Annotated in this window: 21 protein-coding genes and 2 tRNA genes; 8 read left to right on the top strand and 15 right to left on the bottom strand. The window is 44.0% G+C overall.

From position 1 onward, the window contains the following. Nucleotides 1-67 precede the first annotated feature (67 nt). The 3 genes from AM279_RS19700 (at nt 68) to AM279_RS20995 (ending at nt 3,004) form a co-directional block, all read left to right on the top strand. Complete coding sequence (locus AM279_RS19700; RefSeq protein ID WP_054409770.1) at nt 68-1,021, top strand: acetyl-CoA carboxylase carboxyltransferase subunit alpha; 954 nt, start codon at nt 68-70, stop codon at nt 1,019-1,021. Nucleotides 1,022-1,173: 152 nt separating this feature from the next. After that, nucleotides 1,174-2,718: a replicative DNA helicase gene (dnaB, locus tag AM279_RS19695; protein WP_054409768.1), complete on the top strand. Its 1,545-nt coding sequence runs from the start codon at nt 1,174-1,176 to the stop codon at nt 2,716-2,718. Between the two features lie 151 nt (nt 2,719-2,869). Next, nucleotides 2,870-3,004: a hypothetical protein gene (locus AM279_RS20995; protein ID WP_262494143.1), complete on the top strand. Its 135-nt coding sequence runs from the start codon at nt 2,870-2,872 to the stop codon at nt 3,002-3,004. A gap of 167 nt (nt 3,005-3,171) precedes the next feature. Here AM279_RS20995 and bshC read toward each other — a convergent pair whose 3' ends face one another. After that, nucleotides 3,172-4,761 (bottom strand): bacillithiol biosynthesis cysteine-adding enzyme BshC, encoded by a 1,590-nt coding sequence (gene bshC / locus AM279_RS19690; protein ID WP_054409766.1) that lies wholly within the window; start codon nt 4,759-4,761, stop codon nt 3,172-3,174. Nucleotides 4,762-4,817: 56 nt separating this feature from the next. Next, nucleotides 4,818-5,495 (bottom strand): hypothetical protein, encoded by a 678-nt coding sequence (locus AM279_RS19685; RefSeq protein ID WP_054409764.1) that lies wholly within the window; start codon nt 5,493-5,495, stop codon nt 4,818-4,820. A 126-nt stretch (nt 5,496-5,621) separates the two neighbouring features. Here AM279_RS19685 and AM279_RS19680 point away from each other — a divergent pair, with 126 nt between their 5' ends. Continuing rightward, nucleotides 5,622-7,823 carry a B12-binding domain-containing radical SAM protein gene (locus AM279_RS19680; protein ID WP_054409762.1) on the top strand — a complete coding sequence of 734 codons (2,202 nt, stop codon included), beginning with the start codon at nt 5,622-5,624 and terminating at the stop codon, nt 7,821-7,823. On the opposite strand, the gene AM279_RS19675 is transcribed toward AM279_RS19680, so the two are convergent. From AM279_RS19675 to AM279_RS19660, 4 genes are all read right to left on the bottom strand, one after another. Then, nucleotides 7,812-8,225: a hypothetical protein gene (locus AM279_RS19675; protein ID WP_054409760.1), complete on the bottom strand. Its 414-nt coding sequence runs from the start codon at nt 8,223-8,225 to the stop codon at nt 7,812-7,814. The genes AM279_RS19680 and AM279_RS19675 overlap by 12 nt on opposite strands. 66 nt (nt 8,226-8,291) lie before the next feature. Continuing rightward, on the bottom strand, nt 8,292-9,620 hold the full coding sequence (rimO, locus tag AM279_RS19670) for a 30S ribosomal protein S12 methylthiotransferase RimO (RefSeq protein WP_054409758.1): 1,329 nt from the start codon (nt 9,618-9,620) through the stop codon (nt 8,292-8,294). Between the two features lie 203 nt (nt 9,621-9,823). Continuing rightward, a complete protein-coding gene (locus AM279_RS19665) occupies nt 9,824-11,341 on the bottom strand; it encodes a hypothetical protein (RefSeq protein WP_054409757.1) in 1,518 nt (505 codons plus the stop codon). Nucleotides 11,342-11,429: 88 nt separating this feature from the next. Beyond that, nucleotides 11,430-12,599 carry a hypothetical protein gene (locus AM279_RS19660; RefSeq protein ID WP_054409755.1) on the bottom strand — a complete coding sequence of 390 codons (1,170 nt, stop codon included), beginning with the start codon at nt 12,597-12,599 and terminating at the stop codon, nt 11,430-11,432. 109 nt (nt 12,600-12,708) lie between these two features. Here AM279_RS19660 and proS point away from each other — a divergent pair, with 109 nt between their 5' ends. The 4 genes from proS to rpsT all read left to right on the top strand — a co-directional run bounded on the left by proS (nt 12,709) and on the right by rpsT (nt 14,725). Beyond that, nucleotides 12,709-14,184, top strand: a complete 1,476-nt coding sequence (gene proS / locus AM279_RS19655; RefSeq protein ID WP_054409753.1) for a proline--tRNA ligase — start codon at nt 12,709-12,711, stop codon at nt 14,182-14,184. 83 nt (nt 14,185-14,267) lie between these two features. Then, nucleotides 14,268-14,339 (top strand) — tRNA-Glu (locus AM279_RS19650). 20 nt (nt 14,340-14,359) lie between these two features. Next, nucleotides 14,360-14,431: transfer RNA gene (locus AM279_RS19645), tRNA-Glu, on the top strand. Nucleotides 14,432-14,470: 39 nt separating this feature from the next. Continuing rightward, entirely contained in the window at nt 14,471-14,725 is a 255-nt protein-coding gene (gene rpsT, locus AM279_RS19640; protein WP_054409751.1) for a 30S ribosomal protein S20, read from the top strand. A 435-nt stretch (nt 14,726-15,160) separates the two neighbouring features. Here rpsT and AM279_RS19635 read toward each other — a convergent pair whose 3' ends face one another. The 9 genes from AM279_RS19635 to AM279_RS19595 form a co-directional block, all read right to left on the bottom strand. After that, nucleotides 15,161-15,463, bottom strand: a complete 303-nt coding sequence (locus tag AM279_RS19635) for a hypothetical protein (protein WP_054409749.1) — start codon at nt 15,461-15,463, stop codon at nt 15,161-15,163. A gap of 43 nt (nt 15,464-15,506) precedes the next feature. Beyond that, complete coding sequence (ftsY, locus tag AM279_RS19630; protein ID WP_054409747.1) at nt 15,507-16,460, bottom strand: signal recognition particle-docking protein FtsY; 954 nt, start codon at nt 16,458-16,460, stop codon at nt 15,507-15,509. Between the two features lie 99 nt (nt 16,461-16,559). Further along, complete coding sequence (locus AM279_RS19625) at nt 16,560-16,712, bottom strand: DUF4295 domain-containing protein (protein ID WP_074961599.1); 153 nt, start codon at nt 16,710-16,712, stop codon at nt 16,560-16,562. Nucleotides 16,713-16,719: 7 nt separating this feature from the next. Beyond that, on the bottom strand, nt 16,720-16,902 hold the full coding sequence (gene rpmG / locus AM279_RS19620; protein WP_035640032.1) for a 50S ribosomal protein L33: 183 nt from the start codon (nt 16,900-16,902) through the stop codon (nt 16,720-16,722). A gap of 32 nt (nt 16,903-16,934) precedes the next feature. Further along, the gene (rpmB, locus tag AM279_RS19615) at nt 16,935-17,171 is read right to left on the bottom strand and encodes a 50S ribosomal protein L28 (RefSeq protein WP_054409746.1); all 237 of its coding nucleotides are present in this window, start codon (nt 17,169-17,171) and stop codon (nt 16,935-16,937) included. A gap of 91 nt (nt 17,172-17,262) precedes the next feature. Further along, nucleotides 17,263-18,510, bottom strand: coding sequence for a CinA family nicotinamide mononucleotide deamidase-related protein (locus AM279_RS19610; RefSeq protein WP_054409744.1), 1,248 nt, complete (start codon nt 18,508-18,510; stop codon nt 17,263-17,265). Nucleotides 18,511-18,512: 2 nt separating this feature from the next. Beyond that, nucleotides 18,513-18,857, bottom strand: a complete 345-nt coding sequence (locus tag AM279_RS19605) for an Hpt domain-containing protein (RefSeq protein ID WP_054409742.1) — start codon at nt 18,855-18,857, stop codon at nt 18,513-18,515. A gap of 1 nt (nt 18,858) precedes the next feature. Next, nucleotides 18,859-19,470, bottom strand: a complete 612-nt coding sequence (locus AM279_RS19600; protein WP_054409741.1) for a fumarylacetoacetate hydrolase family protein — start codon at nt 19,468-19,470, stop codon at nt 18,859-18,861. Nucleotides 19,471-19,480: 10 nt separating this feature from the next. Continuing rightward, the gene (locus AM279_RS19595; protein ID WP_054409738.1) at nt 19,481-20,257 is read right to left on the bottom strand and encodes a 3'-5' exonuclease; all 777 of its coding nucleotides are present in this window, start codon (nt 20,255-20,257) and stop codon (nt 19,481-19,483) included. Nucleotides 20,258-20,286 lie beyond the last annotated feature (29 nt).

Raw genomic sequence — 20,286 nt, 5'->3', positions numbered from 1 at the left:
TGCGTGTGGTATGTTCACACAGAAATCTTTATCTTTGCCCCTTTAACCAAAAATAAAAGCCTTTACTATGGAGTACTTAGATTTTGAGCTTCCCATCAAGGAACTTGAAGAGCAGCTGGACAAATGCACCATCATAGGCCAGGAGAGCAACGTAGACGTTACCGAAACCTGCAAGCAAATAGAGAAAAAGCTTATCGATACTAAGAAAAGTATATATAAAAACCTTACCGCATGGCAAAGGGTGCAGCTGTCGCGCCACCCAAGCCGCCCATACACCATGGATCACATCCGTGCGCTAACGGGCAATACCTTCCTTGAACTTTTTGGCGACCGCGCCTTTAAAGACGACAAGGCAATGGTGGGCGGGCTTGCCAAAATAGGCGGCCAGAGTTTTATGATTATTGGCCAGCAAAAAGGCTTTAATACTAAAACAAGGCAGTACCGCAACTTTGGTATGGCTAACCCTGAAGGGTACCGCAAAGCGCTTAGGCTTATGAAAATGGCAGAGAAATTTGGCATTCCTGTAGTAACCCTTGTAGATACCCCGGGCGCTTACCCAGGCCTTGAGGCTGAGGAGCGTGGGCAGGGCGAAGCTATTGCACGCAATATTTTTGAAATGTGCCGCCTTAAAACCCCTATCATTACCGTTATTGTAGGCGAAGGAGCATCGGGTGGTGCACTGGGCATAGGCGTTGGAGACAGGGTATACATGCTGGAAAACACATGGTACTCGGTTATATCGCCGGAATCATGTTCTTCTATATTATGGAGGAGCTGGGAATATAAAGAGCAGGCCGCAGAGGCACTTAAGCTTACCAGCTTTGACATGAAAAAACAAAAACTGATAGACGATATTATACCTGAACCGCTTGGAGGCGCCCACTATGACAGGGAAACCACTTTTAAAAGCGTTGAAGAGTATATTATGAAAGCATATAATGAGCTGAAAGACTTATCAACAGCCGAACTTGTGGCGCAAAGGATGGATAAGTACAGTAAAATGGGCGAGTTTAAGGAATAATTAACACCTGCTCATATAAAAGCTAAAATCATCCGGAGCCCTTGCTGCTTCGGATTTTTTTTGGGTTTTCAACAATAAACCAAAAGTTTTCAACAGCCTTATATTAACAAAACGTTAAGCCAAAAAAAGCCAAATTAAAGTACATTAGCGATATGGAAAATATCAGGAACATAAACCCCGTTCGCGTAGATAAAGCGACCATAATCAACCTTGAGAAAGGTAAGCTGCCCCCGCAGGCGCTCGACCTGGAAGAGGCAGTACTGGGCGCCATGATGATAGATAAGAAGGGTGTGGATGAAGTGATAGACATCCTGCAGCCCGATGCCTTTTATAAAGACGGGCACAAACACATTTATGAGGCCATTGTACAGCTTTTTAACGATACCCAGCCCATTGACCTTTTAACGGTTTCAGCGCAGCTTAAAAAGAATGCCAAGCTGGAGTTGGCCGGTGGCGATTTCTACCTGATACAGCTTACGCAAAAAATATCGTCTTCGGCACACATTGAGTTCCACTCACGTATTATCCTGCAAAAGTATATACAGCGCAGCCTTATACGCATCTCTTCTGAAATTGCAGAAGAGGCCTATGATGAAACTACTGATGTATTTGACCTGCTCGATAAAGCTGAATCGAAATTATACGAAGTAACCCAAGGCAACATTAAACGTAGTTCTGAAACCGCACAGAGCCTTGTTATACAAGCCAAGAAGCGCATTGAGGAAATTGCCGGTAAAGAAGGCCTAAGTGGTGTTGCAACCGGGTTTCATGACCTTGACAAGCTTACATCCGGCTGGCAGCCAAGCGACCTTATCATTATAGCGGCGAGGCCAGGTATGGGTAAAACAGCGTTTGTACTTTCAATGGCGCGTAATATTGCCATTACCTACGGGCATGGCGTAGCGGTATTCTCTCTAGAGATGTCATCCGTACAGCTTATTACCCGTTTGATATCAAGCGAAACCGGGCTGTCATCAGAAAAGCTGCGTACCGGTAAACTTGAAAAACACGAATGGGAACAGCTGAGCATCAAGGTAAAAGACCTTGAAAAAGCCCCGCTTTATATAGACGACACACCATCGCTTTCTATATTTGACCTTCGTGCCAAGGCAAGGCGTTTGTCTTCGCAATACGGCATCAGGATGATTATAATTGACTACCTTCAGCTTATGACAGCCGGTGGCAGTGGCAAAAACGGCGGTAACCGCGAACAGGAAATCTCTACCATTTCGCGAAACCTTAAGGCACTTGCAAAGGAACTTAACGTGCCGGTTATTGCACTATCACAGCTATCGCGTGCGGTAGAAACCCGTGGCAGCAGCAAGCGCCCGCTACTGTCTGACCTTAGGGAATCAGGTGCGATTGAACAGGATGCGGATATCGTATCGTTCATTTACCGACCTGAATACTACAAGATTGAAGAGTGGGATGATGAAGAGCAAAGCCCAACAGCTGGCCAGGCCGAATTTATTGTGGCCAAGCACCGTAACGGTGGCTTGGACAACATCAGGCTGAAATTCATAGGCTCACTGGGTAAATTTGACAACCTTGACGACTTTGGGTCGCCGTTTGACGAACTGCCTTCGAGCATGAACAGTGCCAACGACTTTTTAACCAAAAACCTGCCAAGTGCTAACGATGCCTTTGGCAGCAACATGAACGGCCCCGGACCGGGCGATGATGATGTACCGTTCTAAAAAACAATTTTGAAACTGATTTATAACTTAATATACCCACACCACTATGAGCATTGTAACCAACGACCTAATTGAACTGACTGAAGACATTAAGCAACTTTTTGTGCACGACGTTGAGCACGTGGGCTTTGAGGAATAATTTATTTACAGCGTGAAATTTTCAGACCAATATCAAAAGGATAAAGCTGAGCTTGAAGAAATCTTGAGGCTTAGTGATTCAGGTTTGTTGAAATATTACACTATTGATGAAGCTGAAAGAATGGCTGATGAAGTTCTGAAAAAATAAACGCAAGTATATCAATAAAAAAGCGCATCAATCGATGCGCTTTTTTATTGAGTGCCGTTTGTCATTTCGACCGAAGCGCAGCGGAGTGGAGGAATCTCAATAAATTCTCATAATATCACGAGATTTTTCGACTCCGCTGCCCTCAAAACGACAGAACGTCTGTTACACTACAAAACCACCACATTAAATTCCTGCTCCAGTGGTTTTTGATTTGCAAACAATGCGTCAATTAACTTACCATCATATTCAAGATATAACGCCGAAAAATTATCCCTGCGCTCCTGCAGGCTGTGGTTAGGGAAAAGCTCGTTTTGCAATGCAGCAATACGGGCAAGGGAATCGGTATGGTGGCGTTTTTCGGCCTTCAGCAGGCGTTTTTCAAGGTTACCCAATCCTTTCAGCTGTTTCAGTTCTTGGGCCTTTACAGCGCCTGTAAATGTGCTGTCGGTCTTCTCTGCCATAGCAGCCAACTTTTCAAACTGCGCGGTAAGGAACTGCTTCTGTTCGGTAAAATCCAGCTTAAATTCCGATAACTCCTGTACTTTATTATTCAGCAGGTCGGGTTGTTTTTTAAACACATCCGCCCACGACAAGCCCAGCTTATCCAGCTTATCGGCCTGTTTTTGGGTAGCTACAAGCACCGAATTACGTAGCAGCAATATGGGGAACGTTACGCCTGAATAGGCAAAAAACGCCTTCAGTTCCAGCCAGTAAGCCAGTTCCCCTCCCCCGCCTATATAGCACAGGTTGGGCAGTATTACCTCCTGGTATAACGGACGCATAATCACATTTGGGCTGAATTTCTCAGGGTTGGCCTTAACTTCAGCTATAATTTCGTCTTTAGTGAAGGTAATACCGGTATTGTTAACACGGTACACACCGCCTTCAAAAACAATACGCTCGCGAAGCGTGTCTTCTATGTAGAACAGGTTAATTTCGCGGGGGTTTACCTGAATGTTGTAGTCTTTTAAAAGTTCAGTAGCCTGGGCTACCTTTTGGTGAGACGACTGGCTTAACAACTCTTCCTGCACATAAGGCGCAAACAGGGTTTTCAGGGCTATATCATCGCCATCTACAATTACAAGGCCGTGCTTACCAAAGAGTTTGTTCGCCAGGTAGCGCGTGGCATCAGCCAGGTTGCTGTGCTTTAAGTAGGCATTTTCAAACAGTTCGGTAAGCCATTTGGCATTGTTGCCGGGGCCAAGCTCGGTAGCAAAGGCATTTAGCACTGCATCAAGTCCGTCGTTATTAAGTCTTCCTACAGGGCCGTTGCTTTCGCGGTTCCATTTTATCTTCTTATCGCGGAAGTTAAAGTAGTTTATCTCCTCAAAATCATGGTCTTCGGTAGCCATCCAGTACACGGGTACAAAATTATATTCCGGGTAAGCCATCTTAAGCTGTTTGGCAAGGTTTATTGTCGAAACAATTTTATACAAAAAATACAGCGGCCCGGTAAACAGGTTCAGCTGGTGGCCGGTTACTACAGTAAACGTATTATCCTTACGCAGCAGCTCAATATTTTGCTGTGTAATAATGTACGGCTCAAGGCTGGTGTATTGTTGGGTTAGGGCATCAGCCAAAACGGCGCGGTGGTGTGCCGGGTAGTTTTGCTGCTTTTCCTGTGCCTGTAGCTTAAAATTTTGGAGGGTGGGAAACCGGTGGTACAGGTCTTTCAGGTTAGGGTGTTGATTAAGGTAATCTACAATGAGCGGGCTAAAATATCCCGAATCCTGAAAGCTGATACAGTCGGTTGGCATTTGAATATTATTTTGCCGTAAAGGTACGCAAAAATAAATACATTGATGGTTTTAGATTAGTTGGGTTTGGTTGTAATAAAAATCATTGCACGTGGCTGGGTTGTAATAATCTTAACTTCGTCTATAGGCTGTACATCAATAGTTGCCATTTCAATTAACCGCAGTTTATTTATCAATCTTTGCATATGTTCTAAACTCACTGCTATATAAGTTACACCATCAATAATATAACCGCAATAAGAGTAATCGGTTATTGTCCGGCATCTAAAGAAAGTAATAGCTGATTTTTTATTTTTTGGATAATCACCACAAAACGGAACATGATATTTAATATTATTCTCTTTATTGTAATCATAATCTGAAAGTATGCGCTCAATAAGAAGGTTCTTTTTATCTGTATTACTTATGCTATCGTTTTTCAGTAGGCTGATTAATTCCAACTCATATCCTTTTTCAATCAATTTACTCCTACCACTAAACTTATTATTGATAGCATCCTGCACCACTTGACTGCTAAAGGCCGCTGCATAGATTGAATCTTTATCAGCCTGGGAGAGCATATAGGTATTGAGATATTCACCACTTACAATATTATGGTTGGGCATTGAGTTTTGAATAGTCTGCAAAAAAGTAGCGTTAGGCCGTACCTCAATATTACGCACTGTAACCTGAACGCTATCCTGCTGTGCAAACGCTTTTCCCGATAAAAACAATATGTAAATTAAATACCTCATAGTATTGTAGATACCTAAAAAAGCAAAAAGGTTGGATTTAGTAAATATACTCAATCTCCCCCTCACAACATTAACACCTTTTGAACCATAATAATCACTACTTTTGCACCCTAAAAATCTATAGTTTTGAGTACCAAAGCCCTGCTGATAACCCCGCCCTTTACACAGCTCAACACGCCCTACCCGGCCACGGCTTATATAAAGGGTTTCCTTAATACCAAAGGCATTGCCGCCGTGCAGGCCGATTTAGGTATTGAGGTAATACTCAGGCTGTTCTCTAAATCAGGATTACAGGATTTGTTTGCACGCATACAACTTTCAAACAACCTCCAACCCCCAACCCCCAACTCTCAGCGCATACTCGCCCTTAAAAACGAGTACCTAAAGACGATTGACAGCGTTATGCTGTTTCTTCAGGGCAAAAACCCCACGCTGGCGCACCTTATTTGTAGCGAAGATTTTTTGCCCGAAGCCTCGCGTTTTGCTCAACTTGAAGAGCTGGACTGGGCTTTTGGCAGTATGGGCGTTCAGGATAAGGCCAAGCACCTTGCCACGCTGTACCTTGAAGACATTTCCGACCTGATTGTAGAGTGCATAGACCCGCACTTTGGCTTTAGCCGCTACGCCGAAAGGCTGGGGCGTTCGGCCAATAGTTTTGATGAGCTGTACGAAGCCCTGCAACAGCCGTTTACGTATATTGATGAGATTTTAATTGGCATACTACACAGCCGCCTGACAGACGTCAACCCTGATTTAGTATGCTTTTCAGTGCCCTTCCCGGGGAATTTATATGCAGCATTCCGTAGTGCGCAATACATAAAGCAGCACTTCCCTAACGCTAAAACAGCTATGGGCGGTGGCTTTCCCAATACCGAACTGCGTTCATTAAGCGACACCCGTGTAATGGAGTTTTTCGACTTTATTACGCTCGATGATGGCGAAAGCCCCCTTGAATGTTTAATAGAACATATTGAAGGCAGGCGCGACATCAGCCAGCTGAAACGCACCTTTGCGCTTCAGGACGGAGAAGTAAAATATATTGATAACTCCGGCTGCCGCGATTACAAACAGAGCGATGTGGGCACGCCCGATTACAGCGACCTGCTTTTAGACCACTACATTTCGGTTATAGAAATTGTAAACCCCATGCACCGTATGTGGAGCGATGGCCGCTGGAACAAACTTACCATGGCACATGGCTGCTATTGGGGTAAATGCACGTTTTGCGATATTTCGTTAGACTACATTCGCGTATACGAACCTGTGGCTGCCAAACTTTTGGTAGACCGCATGGAACAGCTCATGGCGCAAACCGGGCAAAACGGCTTCCATTTTGTAGATGAGGCCGCACCACCCGCGCTAATGCGCGAAGTGGCCCTGGAAATACTACGCCGCAACCTGGCCGTAACCTGGTGGACAAACATTCGCTTCGAGAAAAGCTTTACAGCTGATTTGTGCCGCCTGCTAAAAGCCAGCGGGTGTATTGCGGTTTCAGGTGGACTTGAAGTGGCCAGCGACCGCCTGCTCGACCTGATTCAGAAAGGCGTTACCGTAGCACAGGTGGCCCGCGTTACCCGAAATTTTACCCAGGCGGGCATTATGGTACATGCGTATTTAATGTATGGTTTCCCAACACAAACGGCGCAGGAAACCATAGATTCGCTGGAAATGGTGCGCCAGATGTTTGAAACCGGCATACTGCAAAGCGGTTTCTGGCACCAGTTTGCCATGACAGCTCACAGCCCCGTAGGTATTGAACCCGAAAAATTCAGCGTGGTAAAAGACAGCGATATTGTAGGCAGCTTTGCCAATAACGATATTATGTTTACCGACAGTACCGGCACCAACCACGATAAATTTAGCTATGGTTTAAAGAAATCGCTGTTTAACTATATGCACGGCATTTGCTTTGACTATCCGTTGCAGGACTGGTTTGAGTTTAAAGTGCCCCGCACAAAGGTGCCGCACGATTATATTTACAACGTACTTCAGGAAGATGACGGCTTTGGCATAAAACCCACTGCTAAACTGGTATGGACAGGCAGTAGCCCTGCTATTTCATACTTTACAAAAAACAAAAAAGGCCGCCAGTTTGAAATGGCAGCCCTTGTATTTCACGATAAAAAAGAAAGTTTCACAATTCAAACCCCTGCACCTGAAGGCCAGTGGCTTACATCATTTATTGAAAAGCTTGCCCTTGCCGAAAAGCCCACAACTTTTGCACAGGCAAAACAAAGCTTTGAAGCCGCAGGTTTAGACGATTTTGAACCTTTTTGGTACAGCAAGCCTGTTACTACCCTGCGCGATTACGGCCTCTTACTTGTCTGACTCCAGGTCAACAGCCTGCTCGTCTTCTATTTTACGAAGCTCTTTATATTTTTTCTTCTGGTCTTCGCTTAACAGCGGAAGTATCTTGCCATCTATACGGTCGTATATTGCTTTTGCCTTGTCCTTTCTTTCAGCTACAGTAGTTTCCTGGTCAGTACTCAGGCTGGTTATTTGGTCGCGTTCGGCTTCCATAATTTCCCTAACGGCTGCTGCCTGAAAGTCATCAAGCTTCAGTTCTTTTTTGTAGTAATCAGCTGCCTGTTGTATAAAATCTTTTTGCTTGTCTTTACTTTTTTGCCTCTTATACTGGTTAGGGGCAATACGGCGGTCTACCTGGGCAAAGCCATCAGCAGCAAATAAAAGTGCTAATGCAAAAAACAGGTATGATAGCTTTAATTTCATAATCAATTTATTAGTTGTCCAAACTTAAATAAAAAAAGCTAAAGTTTGCACTTCAGCTTTAGTATATTAGTTATGTGGCCTGTCTGTAGGAAGGCCATACAGGTCAAACTCGGTAGCATCGGTAATCGTAATATTTACAAACTCGCCGGTTTTTAAGTACATTACAGAAGCATCTATAAGCACCTCATTATCAACATCAGGGCTATCAAATTCGGTACGGCCCACAAAATGGTTCCCTTCTTTCCTGTCTATAATACAACGGAAGGTTTTACCTATCTTTTCCTGGTTCAGCTCCCACGAAATTTGCGACTGTATCTCCATAATTTCGTTGGCGCGCTGTTGCTTAACATCAGCAGGAACATCGTCTTCAAGCAGGTAGGCATGGGTATTTTCTTCATGGCTGTAAGTAAAGCAGCCCAGGCGCTCAAAACGCATCTCCTCTACCCAGTTTTTCAGGATCTGGAAATCTTCTTCGGTTTCGCCCGGATAGCCCACAATAAGCGTGGTGCGTATAGCCATACCCGGAACCCGTTCGCGGAATTCCTTTAACAGCTTTGTGGTTTTCTCGTATGTTGTTCCGCGGCGCATGCTTTTCAGTACATTGTCTGATATATGTTGTAGCGGAATATCTATGTAGTTACAGATTTTCGGCTCGCGGTTCATAAGGTCAAGCACATCCATAGGGAAACCGCTTGGAAAAGCATAATGCAGCCTTATCCATTCAATACCTTCTACTTTTACAAGGTTTTCAAGCAGTTGGGCAAGGTTACGTTTTTTATACAGGTCAAGGCCATAGTAGGTTAAGTCCTGCGCTATAAGAATTAGCTCCTTAACACCGTTTTTAGCAAGTCCCTCGGCTTCCTTAACCAGTTTTTCAATAGGCTGGCTAACGTGTTTGCCCCTCATAAGCGGAATTGCGCAAAAACTGCAAGGGCGGTCGCACCCTTCGGCTATTTTAAGATAGGCATAGTTTTTAGGTGTGGTGGTAAGGCGTTCGCCAAGGAGCTCATGCTTGTAGTCGGCTCCAAGTGCCTTAAGCAATAGTGGCAACTCGGTAGTACCAAAATACTGATCTACATCAGGAATTTCCTTTTGTAAATCGGGCTTGTAGCGCTCGCTAAGACACCCGGTAACAAAAACCTTGTCAACCAGGCCTTGGTCTTTTTTGTCTACATATTCCAGAATCATGTTAACCGACTCTTCCTTTGCGTTGTCTATAAATCCGCAGGTGTTAATCACAATAATGTTGCCTTCTTCGTGCGCGGGAGCCTCATGGGTAACATCTTTGCCGCTTGCACGCAGCTGTCCCATAAGCACTTCGCTGTCATACACGTTTTTGCTACATCCCAGCGTAATTACATTTATCTTGTTCTTTTTTAACGACTTGGTTCTCATGAAATTCTGAAAAATTGGAGTGCAAAAGTACGCTTTTTATTGGTTCTCAAAGAAATAAAGCAGTTAAAAGTCAAAAAAACAAATTTCAAATTTCAAATCACAAACAACAAATTCAAGAAAACATAAATTGAGCATATAAAAATTTTCAGGGCTATACTAAAAAGATCTTTCAATCTTTAAATCTTTAAATCTTTGAATCTAAATTACAAATCTATAGTATAAGACAGTACAATATTGTTATTAGTGCTTTGCACACGGGCGGCATCAACAGTACCCTGTTGCAGCAAAGACACATCGGCATCACGGCGGTACCAGCTGTAAGCCAGGTCAAGCTTTGAATCGCCAAAACTAATACCTACACCACCCGAATATCCCTGAAGGTCGCCCACGGTAGTGCCGTTTTTATAAGGGCTTTGCGCAAAGCGGTATCCCCCACGGAAACTGAAGTTTTTAACCCTCCACTCAGTACCCACACGCAGTTCTCCGGCCATATCAAGTGTTTGGCTCAGTTCATCGTTTATATAGCCATAACGGCTGCTGCTAAAACGCGTATTGCTAAAATCCTGCAGTGCATAATCTACGCTAACAAGGCCGCTTTTACCAAAAATGTATGCAAGGCTACCCGTCCATTTTCCGGGAGAGCGCACGGTATAATCATCAAGAATATAAGTCATGCCCGGGTCAAGGATAATATTGCCATTACTTGTGCTTGCATCACATTCCGGGCAATAAGCATACAGCGATTGGGTTATTTCATCCTGAAGTCTTAGCCATGTAGGCGATTTCCAGGCAAGGCCTGCCCTAAGCTGTTCGGTTATTTTTACAATACCACCTAAATCAAGCGAAAAGCCGCCACCATAAGTATAACGCCTGTTATCAAACTGTAGCTCCTGCATACCGCCCGAAGAAAGGTTATTGGTATCTTCGTAAAAGCTTATGTTATTTACATAATTGGTAACGTGTATATTAAGGTTTATACCTAAATACACACTCTGCTTAAATTGTGTGGCAAAGTTTAAGGCAATCTTACCGTTATAACCTGTATTTTGTATCCGGCTTTGCTGTGCATAATTGCCCGTTTGGGGCATATTAGTTACATAAGGAGTATTGCTGCCATCTGTAGTGGGGTTAAAAACATAGGCATTGTAACCAAGGTAAGCCTGCTGCTCGGCAAATGTCATATAATTATAATTGCCGGTATTAAGGGTGTTGAGCGACACCGCAGGCCTGCCTCCCCTGCCGTTAGCATAGCCCAAAAAGTATTGGTCTATAGAGTTGGGGCTTGTACCGGCCATATACAGGCTGTTTTCAAAACTATTGCTGTTTTCATAATTAAAGCCAAGGGTAAACTTTTGCAGGAATGCGTTTTCATTAGCATTATTAAATACAAACACCCCGCCCACCTGGGCCATGTCTACCGAAGAATCTTTATCGGTAGTATGGGTACCGTAGTAGTTGGCTTTATTTTTTACATTATAAACAGCACCGGTAGCCGTGCCGGTATTGTAATTAAAAATAGCCGAACCTGCCGGGTTAACACTCATAGCAGAAAGATCGCCACCCACAGCCCCCATAGCACCGCCAAGCCCCCTAAAACGTGCAGTACCGGTAGTATTATCAAGAGAATAGCGCACTGCGTCGGCAGCGGTATTAAGGTCGCCCTGGGCATATAGCGCAACATTAGCCACCAGCAGTGCTGCGGCATATATATATTGTTTCATGTAAAATCTTAATTGAGGGTAAAAAATAAGCCCCGTGTACTTTTCTTTTTCAGGAAAATAACACAGGGCCGTAAATATTTTTAATGTCTTATCCGCGTCGGCCACCGCCTCCGCCGCCACGGCCGCCACTAAAGCCGCCACCGCCGCTGCGTCCGCCGCCCATACTGCCTCCGCTACTGCGTGAAGGCGAGCTCATGCTTGGGCTGCTGCTACGTGATGGTGCATTATTACTTGGCGTGTAGCTTCTTGTAGGTGTTGTATTGCGCGATGAGTTATTAAACCCTCTTGCAGGAGTAGCATTAGTAGCTCTTGTAGGCGTAGTACTCCTTACTGTTGTAGCATTTCTTCCGCTTCCGCTATTTACTGTTCTTCCTTCTGTAATTACAGTCCTTCCTCCGTTTGTTATAGTCCTTCCTCCGTTTGTTATAGCAGTTCTGCCTCCATTACTTACAGCCCTGCCTCCGTTAGAGGTAAGCCTACCGCTATTAGAAGTAGCCCTGCTGTTTAAACGTGTGGTACCTGCCATACTTGTACGCCTGCTGCTGTAAATATTAGCCGGCCTGCGTCCGTTGCCAGTAGCACCACGTCCTCCCTGGTGGTAAGACACGTTTCTGCCGGCATAGCCATAACCGTTACCATAGTGCACACCACCATAATATGGATAGCCCCAGCCGCCGCCCCAACCGTAGTAAGGGTAACCACCCCAACCCCAGTTGTTCCAGCCCCAGCCGCCATACCAGCCGCCGCCCCAGCCATAGCCAAGGCCCCAGCCGCCACCCCAACCGTAGCCTCCCCAGCCCCAGTTGTTCCAGCCCCAGCCGCCATAGTATGGGTAGCCCCAGTTGTTCCAGCCGCCATAACCACCGTATACATTTACGGTTACATTATCGCTGCTTTCGCCCCAGCCGCCATAAGCGGTTGTATAAGCCTGGATGCTGCCTGTGGCAGCACTATCGTTATAAGAACTATAATTATCTACATCAGTCATTACAGGGTACTCATCTTGCAGAGACTGAAAATAAGCACTGTAGCCATTTACATTCTGGCCGGTATTTTGCCCGTCGTTATATTGTGCAACGGTTCCGTCATTGTATGTATATACAGGGTTGCCTTCGCTGTCGCGTGGCACAGAGCCATAAACGCCATCATTGTCATAAGCGGCATTTTGGTAAGAGCTGCACGATGCTGCAGCAAGGCCCACAAGCCCCATTAGCGAAAAAAGGGACAGGCGGCGCCATATGTAATTATCTGTTTTCATAGTCTCTGCATTTTTTTTTATTGTCTTTGAAACGGGCTAAAAATAGGTTAGTTTTGCCTAACTATTTTCAAAGTATAAAAATAACAATATTTGTGCCAAATAAATTACGATGAGTAAGAATTTAACTAAAAGGGGCGAAGATTATTCCAAATGGTATAATGAGCTCGTGGTAAAAGCAGACCTCGCCGAAAATTCGGGCGTTAGGGGCTGTATGGTTATAAAACCATACGGATATGCTATATGGGAAAAAATGCAGGCCGAACTGGACAAGAAATTTAAGGAAACCGGCCACCAAAACGCTTACTTCCCGCTGTTTATACCTAAATCTTATTTCAGCAAAGAAGCCAGCCACGTAGACGGCTTTGCAAAAGAATGTGCCGTGGTAACCCACTACCGCCTTAAAACCGGCGAAGACGGAAAAACCATTGAAGTAGACCCCGATGCCAAGCTTGAAGAAGAGCTTATTGTAAGGCCAACATCTGAAACCATTATATGGGACACCTACCGCGGCTGGATACAAAGCTACCGCGACCTGCCCCTGCTTATAAACCAATGGGCTAACGTAGTGCGCTGGGAAATGCGCACACGCCTGTTTTTACGTACTGCCGAGTTTCTTTGGCAGGAAGGCCACACCGCACACGCCACGCAAACAGAGGCTATTGCAGAGGCTGAACAAATGATGAACGTATATGCTGATTTTGCCCAGGACTTTATGGCAATACCGGTGGTTAAAGGCGTTAAAACAGCCAACGAGCGTTTTGCAGGTGCTGTTGAAACCTATTGTATTGAAGCCCTTATGCAGGATGGCAAGGCGCTACAGGCAGGTACATCGCATTTCCTGGGGCAAAACTTTGCCAAGGCGTTTGATGTAAAATTTGCCAACCAGGAAGGCAAGCAGGAGCACGTATGGGCCACCTCATGGGGTGTATCTACCCGCCTTATGGGCGCGCTTATCATGACCCACAGTGATGATAACGGCCTTGTACTACCACCAAACCTGGCGCCTATACAGGTGGTTATTGTACCTATTTACAAAGGCGACGAACAGCTTGCCCAGATAAGCGAAGAAGCCAACCAACTGGTAGCCCGCCTGCGCAAAGTGGGCATTAGCGTTAAGTATGACAACCGCACCACCCAGAAACCGGGCTGGAAGTTTAACGAATATGAGCTTAAAGGCGTGCCGCTACGTGTTGCCATTGGGCCAAACGACCTTGCTAACGGTACTTTTGAAGTAGCCAGGCGCGACACGCTTACCAAAGAAACGGTTATTAGCATAGACATTGTGCACTACATACAGGACACACTTGAAAAAATGCAGCAAAACCTGTTTGACAAGGCATTTGCGTTCCGCGAAGAGCACATAACAGAGGTTAATACTTTTGACGAGTTTAAAGACGTGCTTGAAAACAAGACCGGTTTTGTATCGGCCCATTGGGATGGTACCCCTGAAACCGAAGAAAAAATTAAAGACCTTACAAAGGCCACCATACGCTGTATTCCTTTAGACAGGAAAGAAGAAGCAGGCACGTGTGTACTTACCGGAAAACCAAGCGCCGGTAGAGTGCTGTTTGCCAGGGCTTATTAAAATTTTTTGCATTTTTTTTCACTCAACTCTTGCAGAAGTGGAAATTAGTTGTACTTTTGCATCCGCATTAGAGAACAACTACTGGCCCGTTCGTCTATCGGTTAGGACGCCAGATTTTCATTCTGGTAAGGGGGGTTCGATTCCCCCACGGGCTACAACAATTTACTGAGAGTACGGTCCATTCGTCTAGGGGTTAGGACGCCAGATTTTCATTCTGGTAACACGGGTTCGATTCCCGTATGGACTACAATTAAAATATTATTGATTTTTTTAAGACAATATTACAATGGCAAATCATAAGTCAGCTTTAAAAAGGATAAGGAGCAACGAAAAGAAAAGGGTACTTAACAGGTATCAGCACAAAACTACACGTAACGCTATCAAAGCTATACGTTTAGCTACTGTAAAAAGCGAAGCTGCCGATAAACTTGCAGGTGTTATCTCTATGATAGACAAACTTGCTAAGAAAAACATCATCCACGCTAACAAAGCATCTAACCTTAAGTCTAAGCTTACAAGGCACGTAGCTGCCCTTAACTAAGACGCAACCGGTTTAAAATCACTTAAAGCCGCTCTATTTTATAGAGCGGCTTTTTTAGCATATAATACATTGAGCAATATAAAGATACTGACTTTGTATCCGAAATAAGAAACCTGGTTGTTGATAAACAAACAACATCTACCAGACTGTTTTAAATCAACCTACAGATACTCAAGACCCCATACGGAATAAATATCAAACCACACAGAAAACTCAACAGAATCAAATAGGAATTATTCTTAGCCTACACAAGAATGATTCAGGTAAGTGCAACACAACACCTATTCAGAATACTTGACAGCTCTTCATTTTTAACCAACAACCCAGAACATTTTACCCTAAAAACCGAAAGTTCAGCAACACCCCTCAATGGAGATTTACAGGATTTATTTTTAGCGTTAGAAGAAGACAGCTAAAACACAATACCATTTAGGCCTATTCTAAAAACCACCCTATCACAAGCGGATAAAAGACAACGGCAGCAGCAATTACAATAATACCAAAAACAGCAGCAACAAGCCGCCCTTTCCTAAAATAAACAGCCAACAACTGAAGCATTGCTACAACCAAAAATAAAGCCGTAAAAAGCACCATTCGCTTAAAATGAATTGCCATCAAACCTTGTGGTATAAGCGGGTTACTTAAAAGCCGTTTTGCTTCCAGATATTGCACCCAACAAAATAACACACCAAGCACGGCAAGGCACACCACTATATAATTCACTACCCTTAAAGACATATACACATAAGCATAAAAAAGGCCGCAAATGCGGCCTTTGATTTTATTTAAAGAAAGAATCTACAAACTCAAACTTGTTAAACACCTGGAGGTCTTCTATACCTTCGCCAACACCAATGTATTTAACCGGAATCTGGAACTGATCTGATATACCAATCACTACACCACCTTTAGCCGTACCATCAAGCTTTGTAACCGCCAGGCAACTTACCTCTGTAGCAGCCGTAAACTGCTTAGCCTGCTCAAAGGCATTCTGGCCCGTAGAGCCATCTAAAACAAGTAAAACATCGTGCGGAGCATCCTCCTGCACTTTTTGCATTACACGCTTTACCTTACCCAGTTCATTCATAAGGTTTACCTTATTATGAAGACGCCCTGCAGTATCTATAATAACCACATCGGCATTTTGGCTCACGGCACTTTGCAGGGTATCAAACGCTACAGAAGCCGGGTCACTACCCATTTGCTGGCGCACAATAGGCACCCCTACCCTGTCTGCCCACACCTGGAGCTGGTCTATAGCTGCCGCACGGAAAGTATCTGCCGCACCAAGCACTACATTGTGACCTGCTTTTTTAAACTGGTAAGCCAGTTTACCTATAGTAGTGGTTTTACCCACACCGTTAACACCCACCACCATTATTACATATGGCTTTTTATTGGCCGGGATTTCAAAATCAGTAGCTTCTCCGGTATTGGTCTCACTCAGCAAGCTTGCTATTTCTTCGCGCAATATGCCGTTAAGCTCATCCGTACCCAGGTATTTATCGCGCGATACACGGGCCTCAATACGCTCAATAATTTTAAGGGTTGTATTTACACCCACATCACTGGCCACAAGTATCTCCTCAAGGTTATCCAGCACCTCATCATCTACCTTGCTTTTACCGGCAACCGCTTTAGAGAGTTTAGAAAAGAATGAAGTTTTAGATTTCTCAAGCCCCTTATCAAGAGTCTCTTTCTTTTCAGAAGAAAATATTTTTTTAAAGAAGTTCATGCTTTAGTATAGTCTTTGTTTTTCCAACGGTAAAGATAGAAAATAAAAAAGCTACTTTCTCTTATGGGAAAGTAGCTTTTCTATATATTGTTTGGGATATTATTTCTTTTTAAGAAATGCATCCACTTCTTCAGGAGACATAACGCTTTCAACAAAAGTATAAGCACCAGATTTAGGCGACTTAACCATTTTGATAGCTTTGGTTAGCCTCTTTGAAGCTGTTTGAAGGGTTGCTACGGTTTTCTTTGCCATGACCTAATTATTTAATTTCTTTATGAACTGTTACCCTCTTAAGGATTGGGTTGAATTTTTTGATTTCAAGCCTGTCCGGAGTATTTTTTTTGTTTTTTGTTGTAATGTACCTTGAAGTACCGGCCACACCAGAAGCTTTATGCTCGGTGCACTCTAAAATCACCTGGATTCTGTTACCTTTCTTTGCCATCGTGCTTAATATTTAATGAGGTGTAAACAGGATTATTTAATAAACCCGTTAGCTTTGGCCTCTTTTAAAACCGCGGCTATACCATTTTTGTTAATAGTTTTGATAGTAGAAGCTGCTACCCTTAGAGTGATCCACCTGTCTTCTTCAGGAAGATAAAAACGCTTCTTTACTAAGTTTACGCTAAACTTGCGTTTAGTTTTGTTCATCGCGTGGGAAACGTTATTTCCAACCATCGCTTTTTTACCGGTAAGGGCACAAACTCTAGACATTATTTTTCGCTTTTATTATCGTTATTCAAAATCAGGGTGCAAAGAAACAAAAAATAAAAGTATTACGCAAATACAAATAACTAGTTTTTTATCAGTTTTTTAAAATTTCCTGATAGATGAGTTCAAGCGCCTTTTCAGCCGCCCGTGCAACCACCTTTTCGCGTGGTTGGCCAAGCTCAAATTTATGGCTCGTAACACCGTTTGGAGTAGCTATACCGATGTAGACCGTACCCACCTCTGCCGCTGCATCGCCTTTTGCCGGACCTGCATTGCCCGTAGTAGATACCGCATAATCAGACTTATACAACTTTTTAGCATTAACCGCCATACTTTCGGCCACTTTAGCGCTTACCACGCTAAATACATCTATAAGCTGCTGCTCTACTTTCAGGATGTTGACTTTACTATCGGTAGCATACGTAACGGCGCTACCCATAAAATAAGCCGACGAACCCGGCACACTGGTAATCATTTGTGCAATTTTACCACCTGTGCAGCTTTCGGCAGCGGCAAGGGTCTTGCCTTTTTGGGCTAAAAGCCTGCCCAAAACCACTTCCATGGTTTCATCTTCGTCAAAACCTACAATAATATCACCTATTATATCATTAAGCTTTGCAGCCTCTACCTCAATACCGTTTCGCAGAAAAGCCTCATCGGTACCGCGGGTACTAAGCCGCAGGCGCACTTTGCCCGGGCTTGGCAGGTAAGCCAGTTTTATATGCTCCGGAAGGTTATTTTCCCATTCGGCAATACGTTCAGCAACAATGCTCTCGCCCTGCCCATAGGTCATTATAGTTTTATGAATGATATACGGACGCTCAAACTCGGCCACCAGCCTTGGCACCACCTCATTATCTATAAGCCCTTTCATTTCATAAGGCACACCCGGTAGCGATATAAATATGGTATCGCCCCGCTTTAGCCACATGCCCGGTGCTGTGCCAAAAGCATTATGCAATACTTTAGCTTTACTGGGCACAAGCGCCTGGTCTTTATTTATCTGGCTGGCGGTGCGTTTCAGGGCTTTTTCTATAAGTTCTACCACATGGGCTTCAACAGCTTCGTTGCGCACCAGGTGGTCGTCAAAATATTCGCAAAGGGTGGTTTTGGTTACGTCGTCTTTTGTAGGGCCCAGGCCACCGGTAATTACCACAACGTCTACCCTGTTTTGTAAAAAAGCAAGGGTTTGCAGTATGTGCTGGCGCTCATCGCTTATAGACAGCATTTCATAAACACCTATACCTATCTTATCAAAAGCTTTGGCAATATAAGCCGAATTGGTATCTACAATCTGGCCTATAAGTATTTCATCGCCTACGGTTACTACAGCTGCCTTCATAATTACAGGTTATAGTCTTTTTTTATTTCCTTAACTGCCAGCTTTACCAGCTCTTTAAGGCTGTCTACCACATCTTTAATCTCTTTCTTCTTGCCTTCGGCCTTGGTCCATTTTTCAATATTAAGCACATCATCATACGCCAGGTCCATGCCCAACAGGTCGAGCGTGGGCTTTATTTTATGGGCGGCATGATATACCTTATTATGGTCTTTATCTTTAAGACCTTCTTTAACGTTCTTAACCTCAGCAGGAACTTCCTCGAGGAAAAGCGAAAGAATCTGTTTTACAAATTCAGGGTCATCGTCTGAAATTGCATATACCTTAGAGAGGTTGTAATGAAGTGCCATACTACTTTACCTGTACCTTAAATAGTTTTTTTCCTTCTAAAAATCCTTCCAGCACATCGCCGGCTTTTACAGCCGCCACACCCTGCGGCGTACCTGTAAAGATAACATCGCCGGTTTTAAGCGTAAAATATTTTGAGGCCTCGGCCACAAGCTCATCTATGTTCCACAGCATGAGCGATGTGTTGCCTTTTTGCACCGTTTGGCCGTTATTCTGCATTTCAAAATTAATATCGGTAAGCGAGGCAAATTCTGCTTTACTCACAAAATCGCCTATTACTGCCGAACCGTCAAACGCCTTTGCCTTTTCCCACGGCAGGCCTTTTTCCTTAAGCTTAGACTGAAGGTCGCGCGCAGTGAAATCTATACCCAGCGTTACCTCATCATAGTATTTATGGGCAAACTTAGGGTCTATATACTTGCCCACCTTGCTTATTTTAACCACCACTTCAACCTCGTGGTGCACATCATTACTAAACTCCGGTATTACAAACGGAAACTGCTTTTGCAACAGCGCCGTATCGGGTTTCATAAAGATAACCGGTTCTGCCGGGCGTTCGTTATTCAGTTCGCTAATGTGGTCGGCATAATTCCTGCCAATGCAAATTATTTTCATCTGCTAAACCTTATGCCAATTTATTATTTAATTTCCTGAGTTTTATGGCCGTAAGCACTTTTTTGGTATACAGCGGAAAATCAGCGCTCTGGAACCAGCCATAATAGCCGGGCTCCTGCTCAAACACCTTTTCTACCTTTACATTTTTGAACTTACCAAAGGTAAACACCTCATCTCCATTATCATCAAGCACTATAAAGCCTGCAAAATCTACCGCTTTTTTGCGGGTTGTAAATTCTGATAATAGCTTAATATCATTCTCAAGGTCTTCATAACGGTCAAGCTGCGACTTCAGTATTTCATACGTAGCATTGGTATCTGCCGCTGCACTGTGCGCATTTTCAAGTATTTGCCCACAGTAAAATTTATAGGCTGCGCTCAGCGTGCGTTCTTCCTTTTTATGGAAGATGGTCTGCACGTCTACCGAAACACGGTTTTTCATGTCAAAGTCTACCCCTGCCCTAAGCAGTTCTTCTGCAAGCAGCGGAATATCAAACCTGTCTGAGTTATACCCCCCCAGATCTGAGTCTTTAATCATGTTATATATAGTGTGCGACAGCTCTTTAAAGGTAGGCTCGTTAACCACTTTATCATCAGTTATGCCATGAAAAGCAGTGGTTACGGGTGGTATGGGCCTCTCGGGGTTTACCAGCCATGTCCTGCTTTCTTTATTGCCGTTAGGATATACTTTTAAGATGGAAATCTCTACAATACGGTCTCTGGTTATATCAGTACCGGTGGTTTCCAGGTCAAAAAAGCATATGGGGCGATGCAGTTTAAGTTCCATAGTAAAATTTCTTAAAACAAAGATAGCAG

The organism is Flavobacterium akiainvivens, assembly GCF_001278115.1.
GTDB lineage: Bacteria > Bacteroidota > Bacteroidia > Flavobacteriales > Flavobacteriaceae > Flavobacterium > Flavobacterium akiainvivens.
The sequence above is the reverse complement of the archived record's forward strand: the minus strand, read 5'-3'. Positions and strand labels throughout refer to the sequence as shown.